The 22,890-nt window shown below is 62.2% G+C and carries 24 protein-coding genes and 1 riboswitch; of the genes, 10 read left to right on the top strand and 14 right to left on the bottom strand.

The window, feature by feature from the left end:
- Positions 1 to 28: 28 nt before the first annotated feature.
- The 3 genes from ACR0BA_RS00990 to metZ all read right to left on the bottom strand — a co-directional run bounded on the left by ACR0BA_RS00990 (position 29) and on the right by metZ (position 3,401).
- Positions 29 to 637, bottom strand: a complete 609-nt coding sequence (locus ACR0BA_RS00990) for a hypothetical protein (protein WP_480726041.1) — start codon at positions 635 to 637, stop codon at positions 29 to 31.
- Positions 638 to 914: 277 nt separating this feature from the next.
- Positions 915 to 2,018, bottom strand: coding sequence for a GTP cyclohydrolase FolE2 (folE2, locus tag ACR0BA_RS00985; protein WP_480726040.1), 1,104 nt, complete (start codon positions 2,016 to 2,018; stop codon positions 915 to 917).
- A gap of 192 nt (positions 2,019 to 2,210) precedes the next feature.
- Positions 2,211 to 3,401 (bottom strand): O-succinylhomoserine sulfhydrylase, encoded by a 1,191-nt coding sequence (gene metZ / locus ACR0BA_RS00980; RefSeq protein ID WP_480726038.1) that lies wholly within the window; start codon positions 3,399 to 3,401, stop codon positions 2,211 to 2,213.
- A 67-nt stretch (positions 3,402 to 3,468) separates the two neighbouring features.
- Positions 3,469 to 3,546: riboswitch (SAM riboswitch) on the bottom strand.
- Positions 3,547 to 3,651: 105 nt separating this feature from the next.
- Here metZ and ACR0BA_RS00975 point away from each other — a divergent pair.
- On the top strand, positions 3,652 to 4,350 hold the full coding sequence (locus tag ACR0BA_RS00975; protein WP_480726036.1) for a glutathione S-transferase N-terminal domain-containing protein: 699 nt from the start codon (positions 3,652 to 3,654) through the stop codon (positions 4,348 to 4,350).
- Between the two features lie 129 nt (positions 4,351 to 4,479).
- A complete protein-coding gene (locus ACR0BA_RS00970; protein ID WP_480726034.1) occupies positions 4,480 to 5,547 on the top strand; it encodes a Hint domain-containing protein in 1,068 nt (355 codons plus the stop codon).
- A gap of 49 nt (positions 5,548 to 5,596) precedes the next feature.
- Here ACR0BA_RS00970 and ACR0BA_RS00965 read toward each other — a convergent pair whose 3' ends face one another.
- From ACR0BA_RS00965 to ACR0BA_RS00955, 3 genes are all read right to left on the bottom strand, one after another.
- Complete coding sequence (locus ACR0BA_RS00965) at positions 5,597 to 6,409, bottom strand: class I SAM-dependent methyltransferase (protein ID WP_480726032.1); 813 nt, start codon at positions 6,407 to 6,409, stop codon at positions 5,597 to 5,599.
- 36 nt (positions 6,410 to 6,445) lie between these two features.
- Positions 6,446 to 6,883 carry an OB-fold nucleic acid binding domain-containing protein gene (locus tag ACR0BA_RS00960; protein WP_170358563.1) on the bottom strand — a complete coding sequence of 146 codons (438 nt, stop codon included), beginning with the start codon at positions 6,881 to 6,883 and terminating at the stop codon, positions 6,446 to 6,448.
- Positions 6,884 to 6,985: 102 nt separating this feature from the next.
- Complete coding sequence (locus ACR0BA_RS00955) at positions 6,986 to 7,300, bottom strand: hypothetical protein (protein ID WP_093962513.1); 315 nt, start codon at positions 7,298 to 7,300, stop codon at positions 6,986 to 6,988.
- A gap of 262 nt (positions 7,301 to 7,562) precedes the next feature.
- Between ACR0BA_RS00955 and ACR0BA_RS00950 the strand changes: the two genes are divergently transcribed.
- Positions 7,563 to 7,886, top strand: coding sequence for a 2Fe-2S iron-sulfur cluster-binding protein (locus ACR0BA_RS00950; RefSeq protein ID WP_170338356.1), 324 nt, complete (start codon positions 7,563 to 7,565; stop codon positions 7,884 to 7,886).
- A 32-nt stretch (positions 7,887 to 7,918) separates the two neighbouring features.
- The gene (locus ACR0BA_RS00945; protein ID WP_480727435.1) at positions 7,919 to 8,665 is read left to right on the top strand and encodes an FG-GAP repeat domain-containing protein; all 747 of its coding nucleotides are present in this window, start codon (positions 7,919 to 7,921) and stop codon (positions 8,663 to 8,665) included.
- A gap of 79 nt (positions 8,666 to 8,744) precedes the next feature.
- Here ACR0BA_RS00945 and purD read toward each other — a convergent pair whose 3' ends face one another.
- Positions 8,745 to 10,007, bottom strand: a complete 1,263-nt coding sequence (purD, locus tag ACR0BA_RS00940; RefSeq protein WP_170390489.1) for a phosphoribosylamine--glycine ligase — start codon at positions 10,005 to 10,007, stop codon at positions 8,745 to 8,747.
- Between the two features lie 74 nt (positions 10,008 to 10,081).
- On the opposite strand from purD, the gene xseA reads away from it, so the two are divergent.
- Entirely contained in the window at positions 10,082 to 11,575 is a 1,494-nt protein-coding gene (xseA, locus tag ACR0BA_RS00935) for an exodeoxyribonuclease VII large subunit (RefSeq protein ID WP_480726029.1), read from the top strand.
- A gap of 13 nt (positions 11,576 to 11,588) precedes the next feature.
- Here the strand turns inward: xseA and ACR0BA_RS00930 are convergent, their stop codons facing one another.
- Positions 11,589 to 11,981, bottom strand: coding sequence for a hypothetical protein (locus ACR0BA_RS00930; RefSeq protein WP_480726027.1), 393 nt, complete (start codon positions 11,979 to 11,981; stop codon positions 11,589 to 11,591).
- A gap of 127 nt (positions 11,982 to 12,108) precedes the next feature.
- On the opposite strand from ACR0BA_RS00930, the gene ACR0BA_RS00925 reads away from it, so the two are divergent.
- From ACR0BA_RS00925 to ACR0BA_RS00905, 5 genes are all read left to right on the top strand, one after another.
- Positions 12,109 to 12,744, top strand: a complete 636-nt coding sequence (locus ACR0BA_RS00925) for a lysoplasmalogenase (protein ID WP_480635528.1) — start codon at positions 12,109 to 12,111, stop codon at positions 12,742 to 12,744.
- A 57-nt stretch (positions 12,745 to 12,801) separates the two neighbouring features.
- Complete coding sequence (ftsY, locus tag ACR0BA_RS00920; protein WP_480726026.1) at positions 12,802 to 13,953, top strand: signal recognition particle-docking protein FtsY; 1,152 nt, start codon at positions 12,802 to 12,804, stop codon at positions 13,951 to 13,953.
- Between the two features lie 79 nt (positions 13,954 to 14,032).
- Positions 14,033 to 14,935 carry an EamA family transporter gene (locus tag ACR0BA_RS00915; RefSeq protein ID WP_093963009.1) on the top strand — a complete coding sequence of 301 codons (903 nt, stop codon included), beginning with the start codon at positions 14,033 to 14,035 and terminating at the stop codon, positions 14,933 to 14,935.
- 17 nt (positions 14,936 to 14,952) lie between these two features.
- Positions 14,953 to 15,558 carry an inner membrane-spanning protein YciB gene (locus tag ACR0BA_RS00910; protein ID WP_170363125.1) on the top strand — a complete coding sequence of 202 codons (606 nt, stop codon included), beginning with the start codon at positions 14,953 to 14,955 and terminating at the stop codon, positions 15,556 to 15,558.
- A 131-nt stretch (positions 15,559 to 15,689) separates the two neighbouring features.
- Positions 15,690 to 16,358, top strand: a complete 669-nt coding sequence (locus ACR0BA_RS00905; protein ID WP_170337872.1) for a Crp/Fnr family transcriptional regulator — start codon at positions 15,690 to 15,692, stop codon at positions 16,356 to 16,358.
- Between the two features lie 241 nt (positions 16,359 to 16,599).
- Here the strand turns inward: ACR0BA_RS00905 and ACR0BA_RS00900 are convergent, their stop codons facing one another.
- The 6 genes from ACR0BA_RS00900 to rpiA form a co-directional block, all read right to left on the bottom strand.
- Positions 16,600 to 18,093: a Do family serine endopeptidase gene (locus ACR0BA_RS00900; protein WP_390895962.1), complete on the bottom strand. Its 1,494-nt coding sequence runs from the start codon at positions 18,091 to 18,093 to the stop codon at positions 16,600 to 16,602.
- Between the two features lie 130 nt (positions 18,094 to 18,223).
- Positions 18,224 to 18,418, bottom strand: a complete 195-nt coding sequence (locus ACR0BA_RS00895) for a DUF2065 domain-containing protein (RefSeq protein ID WP_093962522.1) — start codon at positions 18,416 to 18,418, stop codon at positions 18,224 to 18,226.
- The gene (gene hflC, locus ACR0BA_RS00890) at positions 18,418 to 19,314 is read right to left on the bottom strand and encodes a protease modulator HflC (protein WP_170338336.1); all 897 of its coding nucleotides are present in this window, start codon (positions 19,312 to 19,314) and stop codon (positions 18,418 to 18,420) included. Before hflC ends, ACR0BA_RS00895 begins: the two co-directional genes overlap by 1 nt.
- A gap of 3 nt (positions 19,315 to 19,317) precedes the next feature.
- A complete protein-coding gene (gene hflK / locus ACR0BA_RS00885) occupies positions 19,318 to 20,466 on the bottom strand; it encodes an FtsH protease activity modulator HflK (RefSeq protein ID WP_170338334.1) in 1,149 nt (382 codons plus the stop codon).
- Between the two features lie 72 nt (positions 20,467 to 20,538).
- Entirely contained in the window at positions 20,539 to 21,897 is a 1,359-nt protein-coding gene (gene gor, locus ACR0BA_RS00880; RefSeq protein ID WP_480726023.1) for a glutathione-disulfide reductase, read from the bottom strand.
- 119 nt (positions 21,898 to 22,016) lie between these two features.
- The gene (gene rpiA / locus ACR0BA_RS00875; protein ID WP_170438000.1) at positions 22,017 to 22,802 is read right to left on the bottom strand and encodes a ribose-5-phosphate isomerase RpiA; all 786 of its coding nucleotides are present in this window, start codon (positions 22,800 to 22,802) and stop codon (positions 22,017 to 22,019) included.
- Between the last annotated feature and the right edge of the window lie 88 nt (positions 22,803 to 22,890).

Here is a 22,890-nt window from a genome sequence, read left to right as displayed (position 1 = left end):
CCGAAAGTGTCAAGCAGATGATCTGTGATCAGTCGTCCATTTTTTCAGCCACGGGCGGCATGGCCGGTGGCTTGGACGGCGCACGCGTGCGGCGCGTGGCCGGTTTCGGTGCCTCGGCGGGTTTGGTTGTTGCAGCCGCTACGGGCTTTTTGGCCTTGGCTTCTTCGGTTGAAGCCGCAGGTTTTGCCTCGGTGGGCTTGGCCTTGGGCGTCACGGCCGTTGCGGGTTTCTCCGATGCGACCGGAGTGACGCGCTGTGCAGGAGTGGCCGTTGCGACGGGCTGCGGCGGTTTTTGAGCCGTTGCAGGCGGCGTTTTGGGCTTGGCTGTGGCCTTCGTGACCGGTTTCGGTGCGGCTTTTGCGGGTGCCTTCGGCTTCGGAGCCGGCTTTGCGACCGTCTTGGCCTTGGCCCGGACCACAGGTTTCGCCTTCTTCGCGGCGGGTTTGGCCGTGGCTCGCGCCACCGGTTTCTTGGCCGACTTCACGGCCGGCTTCGTTGGTTCGGTGACCGACGCAACCGGGATCGGGAACACGGTTTGAGCAAATGCCTGCATCACTTTCATCTGGCTGGTCACGGCATAGCCGGCCAGACGAACGGCGGCGGCCTGCAGCTCAAGCTGTTGGGCAATGGGATTCATTCCAAGTCTCTCCTGTAGCAATGAAGCAGCCCGATTTCCGAGGTAGAAAAGCCCTTGCCGTTCCGATCGCGCGGACGGACGAAGGTGTATTGCAGTCCAAGGCGTAACACGTCCCGGCTTCCTTTCGGGGTGGTGCGCCACAACTGACATGGCGCGCCACAGCTGCATTCACCTTCAATGTATGCAAATAATCGCGCGCATGCAGCATTTTCTGCTGCATTGCGGCAAAAAGGCGCCTAGCACCCAATATACGCCGGTTTTCGCGGCGCTTTTCGGGTCAGCCGACGTGGAACAGCGTCGTGAACAGGCGCGGGTCCAGGCTGGTGGATGCAAAAGTCGGCCCCTCGGTCAGAATCGATACCGCATCGTGGCTGTGCAGACTTTCCTGATGGCTGGCGATGACGCGGAAGTCACCCACGTGATGATCGGCCAGCAGCTCGGCACAGAACAGACGCGCGGCGTCTTCGACAAAGATGGGGTTGGCGGCGTTCAGCTCAGCAAAGGCCTGTTCGTCTTCGCGCTTGACCATCACCTGGGTTTCGGTGGGGACGGCACGGCGGCACAGGGCGATCAGATCCTCGAACCACAGGCAATCGGCGTCACAATCGACCACGACCGAAATGCGCGCCACGGAACGCTGCGAATGCGGCGTCGCAAGCTGTCCGCGCACCGACCGGGCGTGTTCGCTGAGTTCCAGCGAGCATGGGCAGGTCGAAGAATAGACATAGTCGAGATGCATGATCTTCTGACGCACGCCGCCTTGCTCGACCAGTTCAAGCGCGATGTCGTAATACTGATATCCCTCAAGCCCCGAACGCAGGCTTTTGACCCTATCGGGATAGGAGAAGCGCATCTGAAGCCTTGCATCGAAACTGTCGAGGTCGGTCAGATAATCGCTCAGCGCAGATTCCATCACCTCGAAACTGAACGTACGCTCGGCATGCTTGTAGAAGGACCGCATGATCCGGGACATGTTGATGCCCTTTTTCTCGGCTTCGAGGCTGACGGTGCCCGTAACCGAGGTTTCCAGCGTCAGGTCCGGACCGTTCTTGCTGTGAAACCGGATCGGCAGGCGGAAATTCGAGATGCCCACATGCTGGATCTGCTGTTTCGCACCGCGGATCAGGCTGGACGGGCCGTTCTGGAGATCGGGCAACGCAGATTTGTAGGCTTCGTCGACTTTGAAGTCTTCGGGGTATTCACGTGACATCGAAGGGTAGTTGTCCGGCATCAACCCGGGCACCAGGCGCGCAACCGCCGGATCAAGCTGGCTGATCTCGGCCACGCTGGCGCCCTTTGCCCATTTCCGCAGGACCTTGAGAGCCTCAGCGGCCTCGTTCCGATCAGGTTTTTCGTCAATGTCGCGCGAATGAATGTTCATTGGCTGCGTATCCTCGGTGTGTCGTCAGGCCATCTCTGACTGCGGCGGAAACCACAGTGTAACCCAATACGGGTGAGATAGCAGCCCGGATCGAAAAAACCATCGCAAAACCGCCATTTCCGAACGGATTGCGCCCTTTTATCCGGACGACATTGCACGGTTGCCGATGTGTTCAATGGCGCGTGTGCGCCGTCACACCGCAGCAGCCGACAATGCCTGCCGAATATCCTCCAGCAGATCGTCAGCATCTTCGAGCCCGACAGAAAAGCGGATCAAACCGGGCGTGATGCCCAATTCGTCTTTCTGCGCATCGCTCAACCGCTGGTGCGTGGTCGTTGCGGGATGGGTTGCGATGGACTTGGCATCGCCCAGATTGTTCGAGATCACCGGGATCGTCAGCGCGTTCAAGAACCGGAAGGCCGCGTCTTTGCCCCCCTTGATGTCCAGCGACAAGACCGTACCGCCCTTGCCCCCCAGCTGGCTCTGCACCAGAGCGTTCTGGGCATGAGATTTCAGGCCCGGATACATGATCCGCTCCAGCGCCGGGTGCCCCTCCAGCGCCTCGGCCAGCTTCTGCGCCGTCTCGGCCTGGGCATTGACCCGCAGCGCCAACGTTTCCAGCCCCTTGAGCATGACCCAAGCGTTGAACGGGCTGAGCGCGCCGCCGGTGTGTTTCAGGTAAGGCTCTACCGTGCCGCGGATGAATTCCTTGGTTCCAAGAATCACGCCGCCCAGCGCGCGGCCCTGCCCGTCGATATGCTTGGTGGCCGAGTAAACCACCACATCCGCGCCCTGCGCGATCGCTTGCGAAAACACCGGGGTCGAGAACACGTTGTCGACGATCACGGTGGCCCCCACCGCATGGGCCAGTTCTGCCACCGCGCGAATGTCGATGACTTCGAGCGTGGGGTTCGACATGGATTCGAAGAACACGGCCTTGGTGTCGGGCCGGATCGCGGCCTTCCATTGGTCCAGGTCGGTGCCGTCGACAAAGGTCACCTCGACACCATAGCGGGTCAGAATATTCTCCAGAATGTACAGGCAGGACCCAAACAGGGCCTTGGCTGAGACCACGTGATCGCCCGCCTTCAGCATCGAGGTCAGCGCCCCGTTCACGGCCGCCATACCGGACGCCGTCGCAAAACCATCTTCGGCCCCCTCAAGCGCAGCGATGCGCTGCTCGAACATCGCAACCGTCGGGTTGCCATAACGGGCATAGATGAACTCGTCCGGGCCAGTCTCGATGAACCGAGCTTCGGCCTGCTCGGCGGTGTCGTAGACGAAGCCCTGCGTCAGGAAAATCGCCTCGCTCACTTCGTTGTACTGGCTACGACGGATACCGCCGTGGACGGCTTGGGTGCGTTTGTTCCAGCTTTCGCTCATGTCTTTACCTTTCGGCCCCGAAACCCGAGGGCAAATCAAAAAAACCCCAGACGCGGTCAAGCGAAAGGGGTCTTTCATCCTGACCTTTTAGCGGTGTTGTTTAGCGTGGCCCGCAATCCGGTAACAAATCGCCACGTGGTTTCTGGATTGCGCATACGCCTCGGGCGCGCGGGCGTCAAGCCGCGACATCCACCGCGCACTTGCCCTTTGCGGCGAATGGCTCATGATCGTCCCACAACACGGAGGCCCCATGACACACCCGATCGACCTGTATTTCTGGCCCACGCCGAATGGCTGGAAAGTATCCATTGCCCTTGAAGAGATGGGGCTGCCCTACCAGACCCACCTTATAAACATCGGCAAAGGCGATCAGTTCGCGCCCGAGTTTCTGAAAATCTCACCCAACAACCGGATGCCTGCGATCGTCGACCCAGACGGCCCGGATGGCGCACCGATCTCGGTTTTCGAAAGCGGCGCGATCCTGATGTACCTTGCCCGCAAGACCGGCCAGTTCTACGGGTCGACCGAGCGTGACCGGATCGCGGTCGAGGAATGGCTGATGTGGCAGATGGGTGGCGTCGGACCGATGGCCGGTCAGGCACACCACTTTCTGAAATATGCCCCCCAGTTGGACCCGCCGCAGGACCTGCCCTATGCCAAGGACCGCTATCGCACCGAGGTTGCGCGCCTGTACGGCGTTCTGGACCGGCGCCTTGCCGACAACGAGTATGTTGCCGGCGACTTCTATTCGATCGCCGATATGTCGATTTGGGGCTGGGCGAGCCTGTGGGAGGGTCAGCAGCAGACGCTGGAGGACAAGCCCCACTTTGCCCGGTGGCTGGAAACCGTGGGAGCCCGCCCCGGAGTTCAGGCGGGACGTGCCCTGCATGCCGAGCTGCGCGGAGATCATCGCAGCAAAGACGCGCAGAACGTTTTGTTCAAACGGTAGCGTTCACCAAATGCTGAAATTTCAGGCAATTAGGTGCGAATCGCACCTCTTTCTGCATCAAGACCCTGACGACAGTTGAATTGCGCGTTGGCCGTTCTGTAACTACAAGCGGTAACAAGGAGTTAAGGTTTGGCGACATTCAATTTCAGGGTTCCGATTTACGGGTTCGACCAATGGACCGGCGCATCGACGAACAACACAGTCGGCTATCCTGTCGGAACGACCTTTTCCTTGAATGCCGGTGCCGCACTGACCTTGATCAACGTTCAGGATGACGACGGCACGGCCAGCCAGCTGTTCTCGGACGGTTACATCGACACGCCCGGAGACGGGTCGTCGCCCAGTACGGCCAACAACGACCAGGTATTGAGCCAGGCGGTGACGATCAACGGACAGACCTTTCAGCCCGGCGATCAGGTCGAGCTTGAGTTCGGTTTTACGACAACTTCCGGCGACACGTTCTGGGTCATTCGCATCGACGGTGTGAATGTCGGCATCAGCGGTCCTGTCTTGCCAACGCCCGGTACGACCTATGAGGTTGCCGGCAGCAGTGATGGTCAGGCATCGCCGATTTCGAATATCCCATGCTTTACCGCCGGCACACTGATCACTACCAAGAACGGGACAAAAAAGATCGAAGACCAGTCGGTCGGAGATCTGGTTCTGACCTACGCCGGCAGCTATGAACCGATCCGCTGGATCGGGCGCCGTGAGCTGGACAGCGTCGACTTCTCCGCCAATCCGAAACTGGTTCCCATCCGGATTTCCGCCGGCGCGCTCTGCGCAGGGCTGCCAACACAGGACCTGACCGTTTCACCCCAGCACCGCATTCTGGTGCGGTCAAAGATCGCGCAGCGCATGTTCAACACCAACGAGGTGCTGGTTTCGGCCAAGTCGCTGCTGCCGCTGGACGGCATTGACCGGGTCTGTGCCACGGAGTCCGTTTGCTATTTCCACCTTCTTTTCGACACGCATCAGGTCATCTTTGCCAACGACACCCCAAGCGAAAGCCTCTTCGCCGGTCCCCAAGCGCTGAAATCCATCCCCGAGGCGGCTCGCGCCGAGATATTGGCCCTGTTCCCCGAGCTTGAGGACCCCGGCTTTGAACCGCGGCCAGCCGCCCTGATTCCAAAAGGTCACAAGCAGCGCGGTCTGATTTCGCGTCACCTCAAGAACGGTCAGGCGCTGTTGGCCTGATCGTCATTGGGTTTTTTCTGACCCGGGTCGGATTGTGCGCGAGCTACCGTCAGGTCTTTCGGCAGACGAACGTGGTCGCTGACAGTGGCATCGTCATGCCCTGCGGACCAAAGACGCGCTTCAATTCAGAGAACATCCGCGCCGCCACGTCCGTGGGATCCACGCCGCCGCGCTCTCGTATTTCATCGACCAACGGGTTTCCAAAAACCAGAGCGTGGGCAAAGGCTTCCGGGTTGACGATGGTCTTCGTCAACCGGATCGTTTCGTGTTCGATATCCGTCCAGCCTGCGGCCCTCAGATCAGCCCGGACAGCCTCGGGGTCACCATAGTGAAACGGTACCTTGTAGAATCCCGGCGGATCCTGCGGAAAGAAATGCGCCCCCACATCGTGCGCGACTTGCGAGAACGGGTTTTCGGACATCGGGCTCCACACGTTGAAAACATAGCGCCCACCCGGTCTGAGCACCCGCGCCGCCTCATGGAACGAAGCGGGTTTGTCGGGAAAGAACATGACCCCGAACTCGCAGGTAATCAGGTCGAACGCGCCGTCTTCGAACGGTAGATCCATCGCGTTGACGACCGCGAACTCGACGTTGTCCGCCGCCGAGAATTTGGCCTTTGCAACCTCCAGCATGGGCGCGTTCAGGTCCGAGATCAGAACTTGGGCCTCGCTCGGCAGCACATCGCACAGCTTGCGGCTCAGGATCCCCGTACCCGCGGCCAGTTCAATGGCCTTGGCCACCGGCTCTTCGGCGCAACGGGCGGCAAGTCTGTCTGCGTAGTCAGTGAAGATATTCGGGCCCAACCCCGCGTCGTAATGACTTGGAATATTGCCCACGAAACCAGCCGAATTTGTTGACATCTGCGCTCCCCCCCGGCAACCGCATGATGCAAAAGACTAGCCGAAATTGCGCGTTTTGGCGAACTCATTGTGCTCTGCAGTCGGCTGGGGCCGGTAGGCATCCGCCCCGTCACCCCGCACCAGCAGGTCCAGCATGCCCGATATGTCCTCGATCTCTTCCGCGATCACATGGGTCACCGCATGGGCCCGCTGCATCCGCCCGGTTACCCGCAGCAACCGCCCCGAGATCACCGCTCGGCGGAACCGCTCATAGATCTTGCGCCAGACAATCACGTTCACGATGCCGGTCTCGTCTTCGAGCGTGATGAAGATCACCCCTTTGGCCGTACCAGGCCGCTGCCGCAGGATCACCAATCCCGCCACAGCAACCCGCGCACCCTCGGGCGGGTCGTCCAGTCGGTCGGCTGGAAGGCAAGCCGGTGGTCTGGGCCATGGGCGGCCCGAACTGGGCTGTGGTGTCGATGCGATACGCATAAGAACAAAAATAGAACAAATGCCCTGAATGTCCAGATGCAGGGGACCGCAACCACAGCCAGAAAGGTCATGCGCTACGCGCGACCGCAGCGCAGACAAGGGTCACTTGGCGTCATGCGCGTTGAACGTGGCCAAACCTTCCCGCAGAACCGCCTTGGCCTTGGCCAGGTCATCCCCGTCCAACGCATCCAGCGCCCGCAAAACGTCACTGCGCAACCGCAGAGCCTTGGGGCCCGGTGCTCCGACCGGATGAAGCTCATCGTCATTCGCTGCTGCCAATGCACCATGGCTGATCCCGTCGATCACCTCCACGATTTTCGCCTGGCTTTCGCCAAACCACGCGGCAATGTCATGCTCGGCATCGCCCCGCTCGTTCATCCCAACCACAATCTTTGCGTCCTGAACCGTCAACGGCATCTGCTCACTCCCTTATCAAATCACGGTCACACGACCAGAACACAAATCCATGCACGCAACAATCGAAACCGCTATCCGAGCCTCAACCTTTGATGGAATAAACCGGTCAAACCACTCGGTTGCGGCGCGAACGCGTGGAATTTGGGCGACAATGACGGACCGTTTGCCCGATCACGCCCCGATTGGTCGCAAATGGCACTGGAAAGACCTAAATCCCTTGACTAATGAGGAACCTGAACACCGCAGAAGGAAGACGCGAGCAATGGCAAAGATCACCTATGTCGAGCATGGCGGCAACGAACACACAGTCGAGGTCGCCAACGGCCTGACCGTCATGGAAGGCGCCCGTGACAACAACATTCCCGGCATCGAGGCCGATTGCGGCGGCGCTTGCGCCTGCTCGACCTGTCACGTCTACATCCATCCCGATTGGGTCGAGAAACTGCCTGCCAAGGACGACATGGAAGAAGACATGCTGGACTTCGCCTACGAGCCCGACCCGGCCCGTTCGCGACTGACCTGCCAGATCAAGGTGACGGACGAACTGGACGGGCTGGTCGTCCAGATGCCGGAAAAGCAGATCTGATGCGACGGCGCATGCCCCGCTCGTCCGGCGGCATGCGCTGCGGCTTCAAAGCGCCGCGTCCGGCGGTGCGCTTTTGGCCATGCCGCGTGCGCGGCGCGCTGATGGCTGCATGCCTGTGGCTGGCGGGTCCTGCCTTGGCTGCCGAAACCATAACGACCGCCCGCTACACGGATCCGACCACCCGCTATCCCCACGGCGTTCTGGGTGACCAGATCGAATGGGGTTCGATTGAACTCACGTTTTCAGATGGCAAACGCCGCAGCTTCACGCTGCCCGATCATCTGGTCTTCGAAGACCTCGCGCCCCGCGTGATCGACGTCACGGGCGACGGTCTTCCAGAAGTCATTGCGGTGGAGAGTGACGCACGACAGGGCGCGCGCCTTGCCATCTACGGCCCGCAGGGCCGCATGACGGCGACACCGCATATCGGCACCCGTTTCCGTTGGCTTGCCCCGGTCGGAGCCGCCGACCTCGACGGCGACGGACATGTCGAAATCGCCTATGTCGATCGCCCCCACTTGGCAAAAATCCTGCGCATCTGGCGCTTTGCCGACGGCCAACTGACGGAAATCGCCGCGCTCCCCGGCCTGACCAACCACCGGATCGGAGAGGATTTCATTTCAGGCGGGCTTCGCTCCTGCGACGGCAAACCTGAATTGATCGTCGCCAGCGGCGATTGGCGCCGGATCAATGCCGTCCGCTACGATGGCGGCTGGCAAACCCAGGATCTTGGCCCGTTGAAAAACCGACAAGCCCTTATGAGCGCGCTGAACTGCTGATCCGGGGATTCATCTGGTCAAGAAATCCCAAGGTGCGGCCGCCGGCCGAGCCCCCATTTACCAGCGGGCCCTCAAACCGTCAAAGCGCCCGCCACCCGATATCGCGGCGATGGAAGCCGCCCGGCCAATCGATGGCCTCGACCATCGCATAAGCGTTGTCACGCGCCTCCTGCAGTGTTGCTCCGCGCGCCGTCACGTTCAGAACCCGGCCCCCTGAGGCCACAATCTGCCCGTCCTGCGCTTTGGTGCCTGCGTGAAAAACCATATAGCTGCTGTCCTCGGGCAAGTCATCCAGCCCCCGGATCACGCTGCCTTTTTCATATGCCCCGGGATAGCCCTGCGCGGCCATCACCACGGTCAAGGCGTGATCGTCGGCCCAGTTGACCCGCGCCTCGTCCAGCCGCCCTTCGGCCGCCGCATGCATCAGGTCCAGCGCCTGCGCCCCCAACCGCATCATCAGCACCTGACATTCCGGGTCGCCAAAGCGCACGTTGTATTCCACCAGCCTCGGCTGCCCGTCCTTGATCATCAGCCCGGCGTACAGCACCCCTTGAAACGGCGTGCCGCGCCGGGCCATCTCGGCCATCGTCGGGCGCACGATCTGTTCCATCGCCCGCTCCTCAATCTCAGAGCTCAGAACCGGAGCCGGAGAATAGGCGCCCATGCCGCCGGTGTTCAGGCCGGTATCGCCCTCGCCCACGCGCTTGTGGTCCTGCGCAGTGCCGACCGACAGGATGTTCTCGCCGTCACACAGCACGAACAGCGAGGCTTCTTCGCCGTCCATGAATTCCTCGATCACCACCTCGGCCCCGGCCCCGCCGAAGGCGCCGCCGAACATGTCGTCCACGGCCTCCAGCGCGGTCGCCTCGTCCATCGCCACGATCACGCCCTTGCCAGCGGCCAGACCGTCGGCCTTGACCACGATCGGCGCGCCCTGCTGGCGGATATAGGCCTTGGCCGGCTCGGCCTCGGTGAACCGGGCATAGGCGGCGGTCGGTGCACCGGCCGCATCGCAGATTTCCTTGGTGAAACTTTTCGAGGCCTCCAGCCGCGCCGCCTCGGCCGAGGGGCCGAACACCAGAATGCCCGCCTCGCGCAGCCGGTCGGCTACCCCGGCGGCCAAGGGCGCCTCGGGGCCGATGATCACGAAATCAATCGCGTTTTCCTCGGCAAAGCTGACCACCGCGCCGCCATTCTCGATATCCAGCGCCGCGCAATCGGCGATCTGCGCGATCCCGGCATTGCCCGGCGCCACGATCAGGCGGTCGCATTTGGGGTTCTGCATCACCGCCCAGGCCAGGCTGTGTTCGCGCCCGCCGCTGCCGAGAATGAGGATGTTCATGAAAGTCTCCGATCTGCTTGGCCTTGCCTGCGCGGCGTTCTAAGCTGCGCGGGCAATCGAAACAAGGCGCTGAAATGTCCGACCTGCTTGACGATCCGATTCCCGGCCAGAATACCCCCGAATACTCCGTGTCCGAGATCTCGGGCGAGGTGAAACGCACGCTGGAAGGCACATTTGGCCGAATCCGCGTACGGGGCGAGGTCGGGCGCGTGTTCAAGGCGCGCTCGGGGCATTTGTACTATGACATCAAGGACGACCGGAACGTGCTGGCCTGCACCACCTGGAAAGGCCAGATCGCGGGCCTGTCGGTGGTGCCGGAAGAGGGGCTCGAAGTCGTCGTCACGGGCCGCCTCACCGCATTCGGCGCGCAGTCGAAATACAACCTGAACGTCGACGAGGTGGCCGTAGCCGGGCAAGGCGCGCTGATGGCGCTGCTGGAAAAACGCAAGAAACAGCTCGAGTCCGAGGGCCTGTTCGCGCCCGAGCGCAAGAAACCCCTGCCCTTCCTGCCGCAGATCATCGGAGTCGTCACCTCGCCCTCGGGCGCGGTGATCCGCGACATCCTGCATCGCCTGCGGGACCGCTTCCCGCGCAAGGTTCTGATCTGGCCCGTGGCCGTTCAGGGCGCCAATTGCGCGTCCGAGGTCGCCAACGCGATCAGGGGTTTCAACCACCTGACGCCCGGCGGCGCGCTGCCGCGCCCCGACCTGATCATCGTCGCTCGCGGCGGTGGTTCCATCGAAGATCTGTGGGGCTTCAACGAGGAAATAGTCGCCCGCGCCGCCGCCGCGTCCGAGATCCCGCTGATCTCGGCTGTGGGGCACGAAACAGACACAACCCTGATCGACTATGTCTCGGACCGCCGCGCGCCCACCCCCACCGCCGCCGCCGAACTGGCTGTGCCCGTGCGCATGGAACTGCTGGCCTGGACCGGCGAACAGGGCGCGCGTCTGTCCCGCGCGGCCACCGACGCGGTACAACGCCGAGCCCAACGCCTGCGCGATCTGTCGCGCGCCCTGCCGCGCCCCGAGACCTTGCTGGACGGGCCGCGCCAGCGACTGGACCTGATTGCCGATCGTCTGGCCCCGGCCTTGCAACGCGGTGTGCAGAACCGCCGCCTGCAGGTGGTGGAACTGTCGGGGCACCTGCGCCCGTCAACGTTGCGCAACCTCGTGGCCGCGCGGCGCGACACGCTGCGCAACCTGTCCTCGCGCCTGTCGATCCGCCCGATCCAACGCGACATCCAGCAGCAGCGCGACCGAGTCAACCAACTGGCCCAGCGCATGACGGCCGCGCAGACTCTGCGGGTGGACCGGCTCCGCCAGCAACTAGATGCGACTGACCGGTTGCGCGAGACGCTCAGCTACAAAGCCACGCTTCAACGCGGCTACGCCGTGGTGCATTCCGAAAGCGGCGTGGTCACCACAAAGGCGCAAGCCAGCAAGCACGCTGCACTGACCATCGAGTTTGCCGATGGAGAACTGAAGACCGCACCGCTGTCCGGGACGACCCCGACCGCCAAGAAACCGTCCAAGCTACCAGCCCCGGATCAAGGGTCGCTGTTCTGACGAAGGCCAATGTTCAGACGCCGACCTCGGGCCCGTAACAGACCATATCTTCGTCGACGTCGGCTGCTTCGTACAGTTCGGTGGCTTCTGGGTTGCCCTCGAACTGCGCGATTAACCCCTGGGACGAGCGGGTAAAGACCCAGCATTGCGGGTCTGGGCGATCTTCGTAAACAAAGCAAATCTGGCCGTTCTGTTCGTACCAGATGCCCTCCTTGCAGTCGCCATCCAAAAACGACCAGACTACGCGCCGGTTGGGCAAATACCGTTCGACGCCATAGGTCGTTCCACCGAAGCCGTAGAACAGGGTTTTGCCGCGTGTATAGGCATCGAATTCTGCCCCTGACAAAGTCTGCGCGACGACCGGCTGGGCCAGCAAAGATCCGAGAATCAACGAACGTATCCACATCGTTTCATTCTGGCAGATGCCACGGCCGCGCGCCAATCTTGGAACGCCCTGCCCCAACGTTATGGGTTGAGCGTGAACTCAGTTCGCGGCGACACTGAATCGCATCGGAGCCATCGGAAGGCAGGACATGACGATACTCGTACTCGCAGCGCTGGCCTGTGCCCTGGCCTACCTGGCCCTGACGGCCCGTCCGGCCAGCCTGCTACGCACGGCGCTGAAAACCGCAAGCGTCGCCCTGTTGGCGGTCGAGGCCGCGGTGCAGTCCGGCCCTCTGCTTCTGATCCTGGCGCTGTCTCTCTGCGCCTTGGGCGACGCCCTTCTGTCGCGCGAAACCGACGGCACCTTCATGGCCGGCATCGGGGCATTCGCCGCCGGGCATCTGGTATACATCGCCCTGTTCCTGACCCATCCGTCAAGCGACACCGACCTGATCCTGGACAAACCCGGATACGCCTGGACGCTGGTCATTCTGGGCATCGTGATGGCCACGCTGCTGGCCCAGCGGGCCGGTGATCTGCGCGGACCGGTCCTGGCCTATATCCCGATCATTCTGGGCATGGGCATCACCGTTCTGGCCCTGCCCGAGGCCGGAGCGCTGCGATGGGCGCTGCCGGCCGCGATGGCCTTCATCGCCTCGGACCTGATCCTGGCAACCGAAAGGTTCCTGCTGCCGCCGGGACACCCAGCTCTGCGCCTGACGCCCTATCTGGTCTGGCCGCTCTACTGGGGTGCGCAGTTCGGCTTTTTCCTGGCCTTCACCTGACCCTTTGCAACTGCCGCCATTCCGCATTAGGTGAAGGGGACACCTGCGGAGACCAAGATGGCGTTTTTTACCAAGCTCAAGGACCGGCTGTTCAAATCCTCGTCCCGCCTCGAACAGGGGCTTGAGGCAATCGTCGAGGACGGCGGCGAAGAAACCACCGCCCCTGACCCGGTGATTCCCCAGCCCGAGCCCGAGCCGCAACCCGTCCCAGAAATCCCCGAACCCGCGCCCACGCCGCAACCGGTCGAGACACCCTCGCCCGAGCCGGCCGATCCGGTGCCTGCCCCGCCTCCGCCGGAACTGCCGGAACAGGCGCAATCCAAAGGCCTGATCGGGCGTCTGTTCGGTCGCGGCGATGCCGGGCCGGTGGTGCGTCGCACGCTGGACGACGACATGCTCGAACAGCTCGAGGAACTGCTGATCGCCTCGGACATGGGTGTCGACACCGCCCTGCGCGTCACCGCCAACATGGCCGAGGGGCGCTATGGCAAGAAACTCTCGACGCAGGAAATCAAGCAGCTGCTGGCGCAGGAAATCGCCCGCGTGATGGAGCCGGTCGCCAAACCGATGCCGATCTACCCCAAGCGCCCGCAGGTGGTGCTGGTGGTGGGCGTCAACGGGTCCGGCAAGACCACGACGATCGGAAAGCTGGCCAGCCAGTTCAAGGCCGCCGGCAAAAAGGTGGTCATCGCCGCGGGCGACACCTTCCGGGCCGCCGCCGTGGAACAGCTGCAGGTCTGGGGCGATCGCGCCGGTGTACCGGTCCTGACCGCGCCCGAAGGCTCCGACCCCGCCTCGCTCGCCTTCGACGCCCTGACCAAGGCGCAAGCCGAAGGCGCCGACCTGCTGATGATCGACACCGCCGGTCGCTTGCAGAACCGCGCCGACCTGATGGAGGAACTGGCCAAGATCGTCCGCGTCATCCGCAAGATCGACGAGACGGCGCCCCACAACACGCTTCTGGTGCTCGACGCCACCACCGGTCAGAACGCGCTCAGCCAGGTGGAAACCTTCCGCAAGCTGGCCGATGTCTCGGGCCTGGTGATGACCAAGCTCGACGGCACCGCCAAGGGCGGCGTGTTGGTGGCGCTGGCCGACAAGTTCGGCCTGCCGATCCACGCCATCGGCGTCGGCGAACAGATCGACGATCTTGCCCCCTTCGACCCCGAGGAATTCGCCGCCGCCCTGACCGGACTCGCCCCCAACTGACCTTCATCTGGCCCCAAATATCCTCGGGGGTCTGGGGGTGGAAAACCCCCAGCCTCTCCACCAGCGAAAGACCCGCAGCGTGAGCGACTGGCTGATCTCCCTCGAAGGCACCGAGGCCGGACACAGGCTGGCCCTTGGCCTCGCCCTGATGGCGGCCTTCCTACACGCGGTTTTCGGCGCGCTGCAGAAGGGTCGGCATGACCCCTGGCTGTCGCGCGGGGCGATCGACGCCTGCTATTGCCTGATGGCCGCACCCTTTGCGTTCTTCGTCGTGCCCTGGCCCGAACCTTTCATGTGGCCGATATTCGCCGTGGTCTGGCTGATCCATGTCGCCTACAAGACGCTGCAGGCGATGGCCTATACCAAGGGGTCCTACACCGTGGTCTACCCGGTGGTGCGCGGCACCGGCCCGCTGTTTACCGTCATCGGCGCCTATCTTCTGTTCAATGAAACCTTCTCGCCGACCCAATGGCTGGGCGTCGCCGTGCTGCTGACTGGCATCTTCGGGTTGGCCGCCTACAATTTCCGCTTCCTGGAAACCAACCGCGAGACTTTGGGCATCGCATTGGCCCTTGCGGTCGCAACCGGCCTCTTCGTGGCGCTCTACACCACCTATGACGCCTACGGCATCCGCGCCACGGCCGATCCGTTCACCTTTCTGGCCTGGTTCTTCATGATCGACGGGGCGACAATGCCGATCTACGCCTTCCTACGCTGGCGGGCGATGGTTCACCGCCCGGCAATCGGGCCGTTGATGCTGCGGGGGCTTGCAGGCGGGCTGATCGCCCCCATGTCTTTCGGAGCGATCATGCTGGCCACCCGGCTGGACAAGGTCGGCGAAGCCGCGGTGCTGCGCGAAACCTCGACCGTCTTTGCCGCCCTGATCGGCTGGCTGGCCCTGAAAGAGACCGTGGGGCCTCGGCGCATAATCCTGATGGCACTGATTGCATTGGGCGCGGTAATAGTTGAAATGGGCGGGTGAACAGCAGGACGACAGGCATGGCAGACAAGAAAGAGATCAATCCGTTTCTGAAACAGGTGCTGGAACTGGGACCACCGCTGGCCTTCTTCTTCATCTACCTGCGCCTGCGCGACGACAGCTTTCTGATCGGCGGCACCGAATATTCCGGCTTCATCGTCGCCACTATCATCTTCGTTCCGCTGATGCTGGGGGCGATGGGCATCCTGTGGTATCTGACCGGCAAGCTCAGCCGGATGCAGATCTTCACCGCCATCATGGTCATCTTTTTCGGCGGCCTGACCGCCTGGTTCAACGACGAGCGGTTCTTCAAGATGAAGACCACGCTGGTCTACGGGTTCTTCTCGCTGATGCTGGGCATCGGCCTGCTGCAGGGAAAATCCTACCTCGCCTATGTTCTGGACGAGATGCTGCCCATGCGCCACGAGGGCTGGATGATCCTGACCCGCCGCCTGTGCGCCTGTTTCGCCGTGCTGGCGGTGGCCAATGAACTGGTCTGGCGCACGCTGTCCACAGATCTGTGGGTCAAGATCGAAACATTCGGCTTTCCGATCGCCTTGATGGGGTTCCTGATGCTGCAATTCAGCATTCTGCAAAGCTATATGGACGATCCGGACAAGCAGTAATGCGTCCCTGACACGGGCCGGCGAACCTTGGGGAAACCTTCGGAAAACCGGATAAAATCCTTGGCTTAGCTCCAAAGCTGTGGAAAGCTGGGAAACCACCCACACCACTCATCCGGAGAACCGTGTCTTCCATGACCGCCTTTCCGAACAGCGGGTTCCTGTCCGAAGCTTCAGACCGGCTTCGTGATATGCTCTCTGCGCTAGCCACTTCTGTCTCGCTGGACCGCGGCGAGGTCTTGTTCGAACAAGGCGACGAGGGGGACGCCCTCTACGCTTTGCTGGAAGGCGCTTTGGAGGTGTCCTTCCTGGCCATGAGCGGGCGCAAGTTGGCGCTCAGCCTGATGCGCCCGGGCGAAGTGTTCGGCGAAATCGCCCTCTTCGACAGCGGCCCGCGCACCGCCACCATCACCGCAGCCGAGCCGTCGCGTGTACTGCGCGTGCGCCGCAAGGATCTGATGGAACAAATCCGCAAGCACCCCGAACTGGCCGAGGACATGATCCGGCTGGCCGGACTGCGCATGCGCTGGATGGGGGCGCAGTTGAACGAGCAGGTATTCCTGCCGATGCCTGTGCGACTTGCGCGAAAGCTTCTGCTTCTTGCCAACCAGCAGGACGCGCCGTCCGAACGCATCGCCCTGTCGCAGAGCGAGCTAGCGGAATTCGTTGGCGCGACGCGCGAGGCGGTATCCAAGACGATCTCGACGTGGAAACGCTCGAACGTGGTCGAGGCTTCACGCGGTGGGCTGCAGATCCACGACTTTGACGCCCTGCGCCAACTCGCCGAATCCGATCTGATCTGACCTGCTGCCCGGAAAATGGCCCGGATGTGATCCGCTTCACATACAACGGGATTCGCTTCCATTAGGTAATGAATTGTTACCGTAGGGTGCCAGAGTATCATCCCCGATATCTGTCCACTGGCATCTCCCTGCACCAGAGCCACGCGCCTCCCCGGCGTGTGGCTCTTTTGATTTGCGCAGCCAAAACGAAAATCGGCCGGAGCATCTGCCCCGGCCGATCATGTTGACCAAACTGGCTGTCCTACTCTTCGAGGCTCAGCGCGACGAAGCGCGGATCGCCACCGCGGCGCACCAGCAGCAGCAGCGACTTGCGCCCCGCCTCCCGAGCCTCGTCCATCCGATCCTCGAGATCGGAGATCGACGACACTTTCTGCTGACCAGCCTCGGTGATCAGGTCGCCTGCCCGCAGGCCTTTGGCGTAGGCTTCGGAGGCCTCATCCACATCCGTCACAACCAGACCATCTGCGTCCGCGTCCAGACCCAGATCTTCGCGCAACGTGTCGGTCAGCGGCGAAATCGTCAGGCCAAGGATGTCTGCATTCTCGTCCAGCGGCGCCTCTTCCGCACCATCATCATCGCCGGTTTCCGCACGCTCGGCATCCTCGCGACGCCCAAGAGTGACAAGCACGGTCTGAGTGCTGCCGTCCCGCTGAACAACCACGCGCACGGACTTGCCGACCGGTGTCTCACCGACCTGCCGCACCAATCCGCGCGTGTCCTTCACCTCGACACCATCAAAGCTGAGAATCACATCCCCTGCGAGCAGACCCGCTTCTTTGGCAGGGCCGTCCGGCACATCGCTGATCAGCGCGCCGCCCGGCTTGTCCAGGCCCATCGCCTCGGCCATATCCTCGGTCACGTCCTGAATGCGGACACCCAGCCAGCCGCGGCGGGTTTCGCCGAATTCCCGCAACTGATCGACAACCTTGGACACCACGTTCGACGCCATCGAGAACCCGATACCGATCGACCCGCCATTCGGCGACAAGATCGCGGTGTTCACACCGATGACCTGACCGTCCATGTTGAACAGAGGACCGCCCGAGTTGCCCCGGTTGATGGCCGCATCCGTCTGGATATAGTCGTCATAGGAACCGCTGAGCTCGCGATTGCGCGCCGACACGATCCCTGCAGATACCGAGAACCCCTGGCCCAGCGGGTTGCCCATGGCAACCACCCAGTCCCCTACAAGCGCTGTGTCGCTGTCGCCGAAAGTCACGTATTTCAGTGGACCCGACGCCTCGACCTTGAGCAACGCAATGTCCGTTTTCTCATCCGTTCCAATAACCTTGGCCGGCAGCTCTTTTACCGGCTGACCATCGCCGGGGAAGAATTCGATCAGAATTTCATCCGCCTCTGCGATGACGTGATTGTTGGTGACGATGTAGCCATCCTCGGAAATCACGAACCCCGATCCCAAGGCATTGCTGCGGCGCGGGCGATTGTCCTGGTCGCCATTGCGGTCCTGGAACTCGCGGAAAAAGTCCTCGAACGGGGAACCCTCGGGAACGATCCCCTGCGCGCCCGACTGCCCCTCGATCAGGGTCGTCGTGGTGATGTTGACCACGGCCGGGCTGATCCGGTTGACCAGCGGCGCCAGGCTTTCCTGACGGGCCTGTGCAGCCAACGTCTGGAGCAACAAAAGGGAAACCGCGGCAAAAGCCAGCCACAAAAGCCGCGCCATCGTCACCACATCGTCCCGGCGGACGGATACACTGCGTGCTACTGCCTGCACTTGGTCTCTCCTTGTCGACATTGTTCTGTTGGTGGCTGCCTGAGCAGCTTGCTGGGAAACAATGTAGTCAGTTTGTGACCGCCCGCAACTCGGGAAGTTGAGGAATTCACTGCCAGTTTACTTCAACCGATCAAAACCCCAGCCGATTGGCCGTCCACAACAGGACGAAGCCACTGACCACACACAGAAGTCCGACCAATCTGCGGGCCGGTTCGGGGATGCTGCGCAACGCCTCAAGCATCCGCTCGACAAGCGAAGGGGCCAGCGCATAGGCCAGCCCCTCGACAATCAACACCAGCCCGAAGGCCAGCAGGATCATACCCATTATTGGGAGGCCGGCGCGGCGGGCGCCGAACGGCCTTGCGGAGATCCGAGGTAGTTGAAGAACTCGGAATCCGGGCTGAGCACCAGCGAGCTGTTGCCGCCTTTCAGAGCGTTCTCATAGGCCGAAAGCGAGCGGTAGAACTCGAAGAACTCCGGGTCCTTGCCATAGGCTTCGGCAAAGATCGCGTTCCGTTCGGCATCAGCCTCACCGCGAACGATCTCCGCCTCACGGCGGGCCTCGGAGACCAGTTCGACCACGGTCCGGTCAGCCTGGGCACGGATCCGCTGTGCAGCTTCTTCACCGCGCGCCACTTCGTCGGCCGCCTCGCGTTCCCGCTCGGCGCGCATCCGGGCAAAGGTCGCTTCGAGGTTGGCCTGCGGCAGGTCGGTACGTTTCAGGCGAACGTCGATCACCTCAAGGCCCAGATCGCGGGCCTCGGCGATCGCGCCGTTGCGAATGCGCAGCATCAGCGCCGCCCGGTCCGAGCTGAGAATGTCATTCGAGCTTACCGAACCCAGAACCTCGCGGGTTTTGGCGCGCAGGATCGAATCCAGACGCTGCTCCGCTGTGTCGATGCCACCGGCACCCACGGCCTCACGGAACTGCCGCACATCGGTGATCCGATAGCGCGCGAAGGCGTCGACCACCAGGCGGCGGTCATCCAGCGGCGTGACTTCCAGCGGCCCGACCTCGCGGCTTAGAATACGGTCATCGTAGCGCACGACCTCCTGAATGACCGGAATCTTGAAGGCCAGGCCCGGGTCTTCCTTGACGTCGATCACGCGACCGAATTGCAGAACCAGCGCTTTTTCACGCTCGTCCACGATGAAGATCGCTGAGAGGGCGATCACAATAACCACGAAAATGGCAGGTAGGAGAAAGGTTGATTTACGCATGTCTTAGTTCCCCTCACCCGAGTTGCGGCGCAGTTCGTTCAGCGGCAGATAAGGCACGACGCCCTGCCCCTGGCCTGTTGCGCTGTCATCCAAGATGATCTTGTCCACGTCGCCCAGAACCTGCTCCATCCGTTCAAGGTACAGACGTTTGCGGGTCACATCCGGAGCTTTCGAGTATTCTTCGAGAACCGCGCCAAACCGGCTGGCCTCACCCTGAGCTTCGTTCACGACCTGTGCCCGATAGCCTTCGGCCTCTTCCAGCACCTGCGCGGCTTCACCACGCGCGCCGGCCAAAACCCGGTTCGCATAGGCATCGGCCTGCTTCTCCAGCCGGTCGCGTTCCTGTCCAGCCGACTGAACCTCGCGGAAGGCATCCTTGACCGGTTCCGGTGGGTCGGCGCCGTCAAAGTTCACACGGACGATGTTGATACCCGAGTTGTAGCTGTCCAGAGTCGACTGGATCAGTTCCTCAAGCCGTTCGGCGATGATAGCACGGTCGCGGTTCAGGATCGGCGCAAGGTCCGACTGCGCGATGATCTCGCGCATGGCCGACTCAGACACGGCCTGGATAGTTTGTTTCGGGTCGCGCAGGTTGAACAGGTAGTCCGCAGGATTCGAGATATTCCAGACCACCTGGAAATCGATATCGACGATATTTTCGTCTCCCGTCAGCATCAGCCCGGCGTCCGAACCGCGACCGCCCGATCCGATGGTTTCGGTCTGTTCGACCTTCACCGGGATGACTTCGGCCGTGACAACAGGCCACGGGGCAAAGTTCAGACCTTCGGTGCCGATTCCGGTAAAGCGACCGAACAGCAGTTCAACCGACTGCTCTTCGGGCTTGACCGTATAGGCGCTGGCAAAGCCCCACAGAACCAGAGCGGCAACCCCGCCCAGCAGGATGGTGCCCTTGGTAATTGCCGGGCCGCCACCGCCGCCCTGGCCGGATCCGTTGCCGCCTCGGCCCCCGCCGCCGCGCCCGCCCATCAGCACGCGCAGCTGCTCCTGGCCTTTTTTCATCAACTCGTCGATCTCGGGGATCTGCGGCCCGTCGCCTTCGGGCGGGCGTCGCCCGTCCCCATTGTTTCCCCGGTTTCCTCCGCCACCGGATGAGCCTCCGCCCCCCCAGGGGCCTCCGCTGTTGCCCGCCATGTGTTTCATTTCCCTTGTTTTGGCCCGTGTGCTTACGGGATCACTTGTAACCTGTGTGCGCGCGCTTGCAAATCAAGCGGTACGCACGGGTTGCCGCATGGTTACCAGTTCTTCGGCCATCACCGGATGAACTGCAACCGTGCGATCGAAATCTTCTTTGGTGGCGCCCATTTTCACGGCGATGCCCGCCAACTGGATCATCTCACCCGCGCCAGGGGCGACAATGTGACAACCCAGCACCTTGCGGGTGGCCTGGCTGACGATCAGTTTCATCAAAACCCGCTGGGTGCCCCCTGCGAACGCCTTCTGCATCGGCTTGAACGAAGTCGCGTAGACCTCGATCGGCTCTTGCTCGGCGGCCTGTTCCTCGCTCAGGCCCACGGTGCCCATCTCGGGCTGGGTGAAGATCGCGGTCGGGATCAGCTCATGATCCACCGGGGTGGGGTTGCCCTTGAATACGGTCTCGACAAAAGCCATGCCCTCGCGGATGGCGACCGGCGTCAGGTTTACCCGGTCGGTCACGTCCCCGATGGCATAGATCGAGGGCACCGCGGTCTGGCTGTATTCGTCCACGACAATCTGCCCTTTGCGGCCACGTTCGACGCCCAGCGCCTCAAGGCCAAGATCATCGGCATTCGGCGCCCGGCCCGTGGCATACATAACCACATCGAACAGCTGTTCAGACCCGTTGGTCGCCTTGACCCAGATCTTGTCGCTCTGCTTTTTCATTTCGAGCACATTGGTGCCCAGATGCACATCGATCCCGTTTTGGCACATCTCTTCGCAGATCAGGCCGCGCGCCTCGTCGTCGAAACCCCGCAGGATTTGCGCGCCGCGATAGAACTGCGTGGTCTTGACGCCCATGCCGTTCATGATCCCGGCGAATTCGCAGGCGATATAGCCGCCACCGACGATCAGCATGGTCTCGGGCAGTTTCTCAAGGTGGAAGATATCATTCGAGGTGATGGCCAGATCTGAGCCGGGGAATTCGGGCACCACGGGGCGCCCGCCGGTGGCGATCAGAATGTGCTTGGCGGTCTTTCGAGTTCCGTCAGCCAGCTCGACCGTATGCGGATCGAGCAGTTTCGCGCGCTGGTCAAAGGTTTCGACGCCGTTGTTCTTGAGGATATTGCGATAGATGCCTTCCAGCCGGTCGAGTTCGGCATGCAGCTTGCCGCGGAACTGCGGCCAGTCGAAAGCGCCCGGCTGAATATCCCAACCATAGGCACGAGCGTCCTCGACCATTCCCGCGTATTCGCTGGCAAACACCATCAGCTTTTTGGGAACGCAGCCACGGATCACGCAGGTTCCGCCATAGCGGTCCTCTTCGGCCAGCGCGACCTTCGCGCCGTTTTCGCCCGCCGCCACACGCGCCGCGCGGACACCGCCCGAGCCGCCTCCAATGACGAAAAGATCATAGTCAAAGCTCATGCCGCGTTCCTTTTGTCAGCCTGCCTGAAATTGCCCTGAGTATTTGGGGGCGTGAATGATCGTGCCAACCCCTTGGCCCGGAAATCGCACACCGCTGTGAAGCCGGGTGCGCGATTGGCTCAGTCGGCCAGGTCCGAAAACAGGTTGTCGTGTTCGTCGCCCAACCGATCCAGCTCGATCGTACCGCTGTTGAAATCGCGCAGCTCGACCCGGCCGTCGCCGTGGCCGATCACGACCTTGTCGCAGATGTCGATGAACAGTCCATTTTCAACCACACCCGGTATCTGGTTCAGCACCAGTGCAAGTTGCCTTGGGTTGCCGATGCGTTGCAGGTGCAGGTCGAGTATGTGATTGCCCTCATCCGTCACGGTCGGCGCCTCGCTGTTCATCCGCAGGGTCGCCGACGTGCCCAGCACGTCCATCGTGTCCAGCAACTCCTCGATCAGCGTGCGCGTGGTCTGCCAGCCAAAAGGAATGACCTCGACCGGCAACGGGAACGCGCCCAGCGCCTCGACCTCTTTCCCTGCATCGGCGATCACGATCATCTGGTCGCTGGCCGTGGCAACGATCTTTTCCTGCAGCAACGCCGCACCGCCGCCCTTGATCAGGTTCAATTCACCGTCGAACTCGTCGGCGCCATCGATCGTCACGTCCAGCCAACCCGCCTGATCCAGCGAAACAACCTCGATCCCGACCTCGCGCGCCAACTGTGCCGTAGCCGTTGACGTAGGGACGCCTTTGATCCGCAGACCTTCGTCCCGCACCCGCTCTCCCAGACGACGCACCAACCATGCCGCGGTCGATCCGGTACCCAGACCCACGCGCATCCCGTCCTCGACCATCTCGGCCGCGCGATAGGCGGCGACACTCTTGGCCCGGTCGATGGGTGACAACTCTGCTGTCATTGCGGCTTCCCCTCAGTTCTTTGGGGAACTTATACGGAAAGCCCTGCCCGACTGCGAGGCCCAAAATCCGCGGGACCGACGCAATAAT

This window comes from Ruegeria sp. CI5, from assembly GCF_056536885.1.
This window is presented reverse-complemented; position numbering and strand designations above follow the sequence as displayed.

Coding starts and splice junctions, on each gene's coding strand:
- rpiA (WP_170438000.1), bottom strand. CDS start 22,802: ATGACAGCAGAGTTGTCACCCATCGACCGGGCCAAGAGTGTCGCCGCC.
- ACR0BA_RS00930 (WP_480726027.1), bottom strand. CDS start 11,981: ATGTGGATACGTTCGTTGATTCTCGGATCTTTGCTGGCCCAGCCGGTC.
- ACR0BA_RS00990 (WP_480726041.1), bottom strand. CDS start 637: ATGAATCCCATTGCCCAACAGCTTGAGCTGCAGGCCGCCGCCGTTCGT.
- ACR0BA_RS00905 (WP_170337872.1), top strand. CDS start 15,690: ATGACCGCCTTTCCGAACAGCGGGTTCCTGTCCGAAGCTTCAGACCGG.
- ACR0BA_RS00945 (WP_480727435.1), top strand. CDS start 7,919: ATGCGCTGCGGCTTCAAAGCGCCGCGTCCGGCGGTGCGCTTTTGGCCA.
- folE2 (WP_480726040.1), bottom strand. CDS start 2,018: ATGAACATTCATTCGCGCGACATTGACGAAAAACCTGATCGGAACGAG.
- ACR0BA_RS00925 (WP_480635528.1), top strand. CDS start 12,109: ATGACGATACTCGTACTCGCAGCGCTGGCCTGTGCCCTGGCCTACCTG.
- ACR0BA_RS00955 (WP_093962513.1), bottom strand. CDS start 7,300: ATGCCGTTGACGGTTCAGGACGCAAAGATTGTGGTTGGGATGAACGAG.
- ACR0BA_RS00975 (WP_480726036.1), top strand. CDS start 3,652: ATGACACACCCGATCGACCTGTATTTCTGGCCCACGCCGAATGGCTGG.
- gor (WP_480726023.1), bottom strand. CDS start 21,897: ATGAGCTTTGACTATGATCTTTTCGTCATTGGAGGCGGCTCGGGCGGT.
- hflK (WP_170338334.1), bottom strand. CDS start 20,466: ATGGCGGGCAACAGCGGAGGCCCCTGGGGGGGCGGAGGCTCATCCGGT.
- ACR0BA_RS00965 (WP_480726032.1), bottom strand. CDS start 6,409: ATGTCAACAAATTCGGCTGGTTTCGTGGGCAATATTCCAAGTCATTAC.
- ACR0BA_RS00960 (WP_170358563.1), bottom strand. CDS start 6,883: ATGCGTATCGCATCGACACCACAGCCCAGTTCGGGCCGCCCATGGCCC.
- ftsY (WP_480726026.1), top strand. CDS start 12,802: ATGGCGTTTTTTACCAAGCTCAAGGACCGGCTGTTCAAATCCTCGTCC.
- ACR0BA_RS00895 (WP_093962522.1), bottom strand. CDS start 18,418: ATGGGTATGATCCTGCTGGCCTTCGGGCTGGTGTTGATTGTCGAGGGG.
- hflC (WP_170338336.1), bottom strand. CDS start 19,314: ATGCGTAAATCAACCTTTCTCCTACCTGCCATTTTCGTGGTTATTGTG.
- metZ (WP_480726038.1), bottom strand. CDS start 3,401: ATGAGCGAAAGCTGGAACAAACGCACCCAAGCCGTCCACGGCGGTATC.
- purD (WP_170390489.1), bottom strand. CDS start 10,007: ATGAACATCCTCATTCTCGGCAGCGGCGGGCGCGAACACAGCCTGGCC.
- ACR0BA_RS00910 (WP_170363125.1), top strand. CDS start 14,953: ATGGCAGACAAGAAAGAGATCAATCCGTTTCTGAAACAGGTGCTGGAA.
- ACR0BA_RS00950 (WP_170338356.1), top strand. CDS start 7,563: ATGGCAAAGATCACCTATGTCGAGCATGGCGGCAACGAACACACAGTC.
- xseA (WP_480726029.1), top strand. CDS start 10,082: ATGTCCGACCTGCTTGACGATCCGATTCCCGGCCAGAATACCCCCGAA.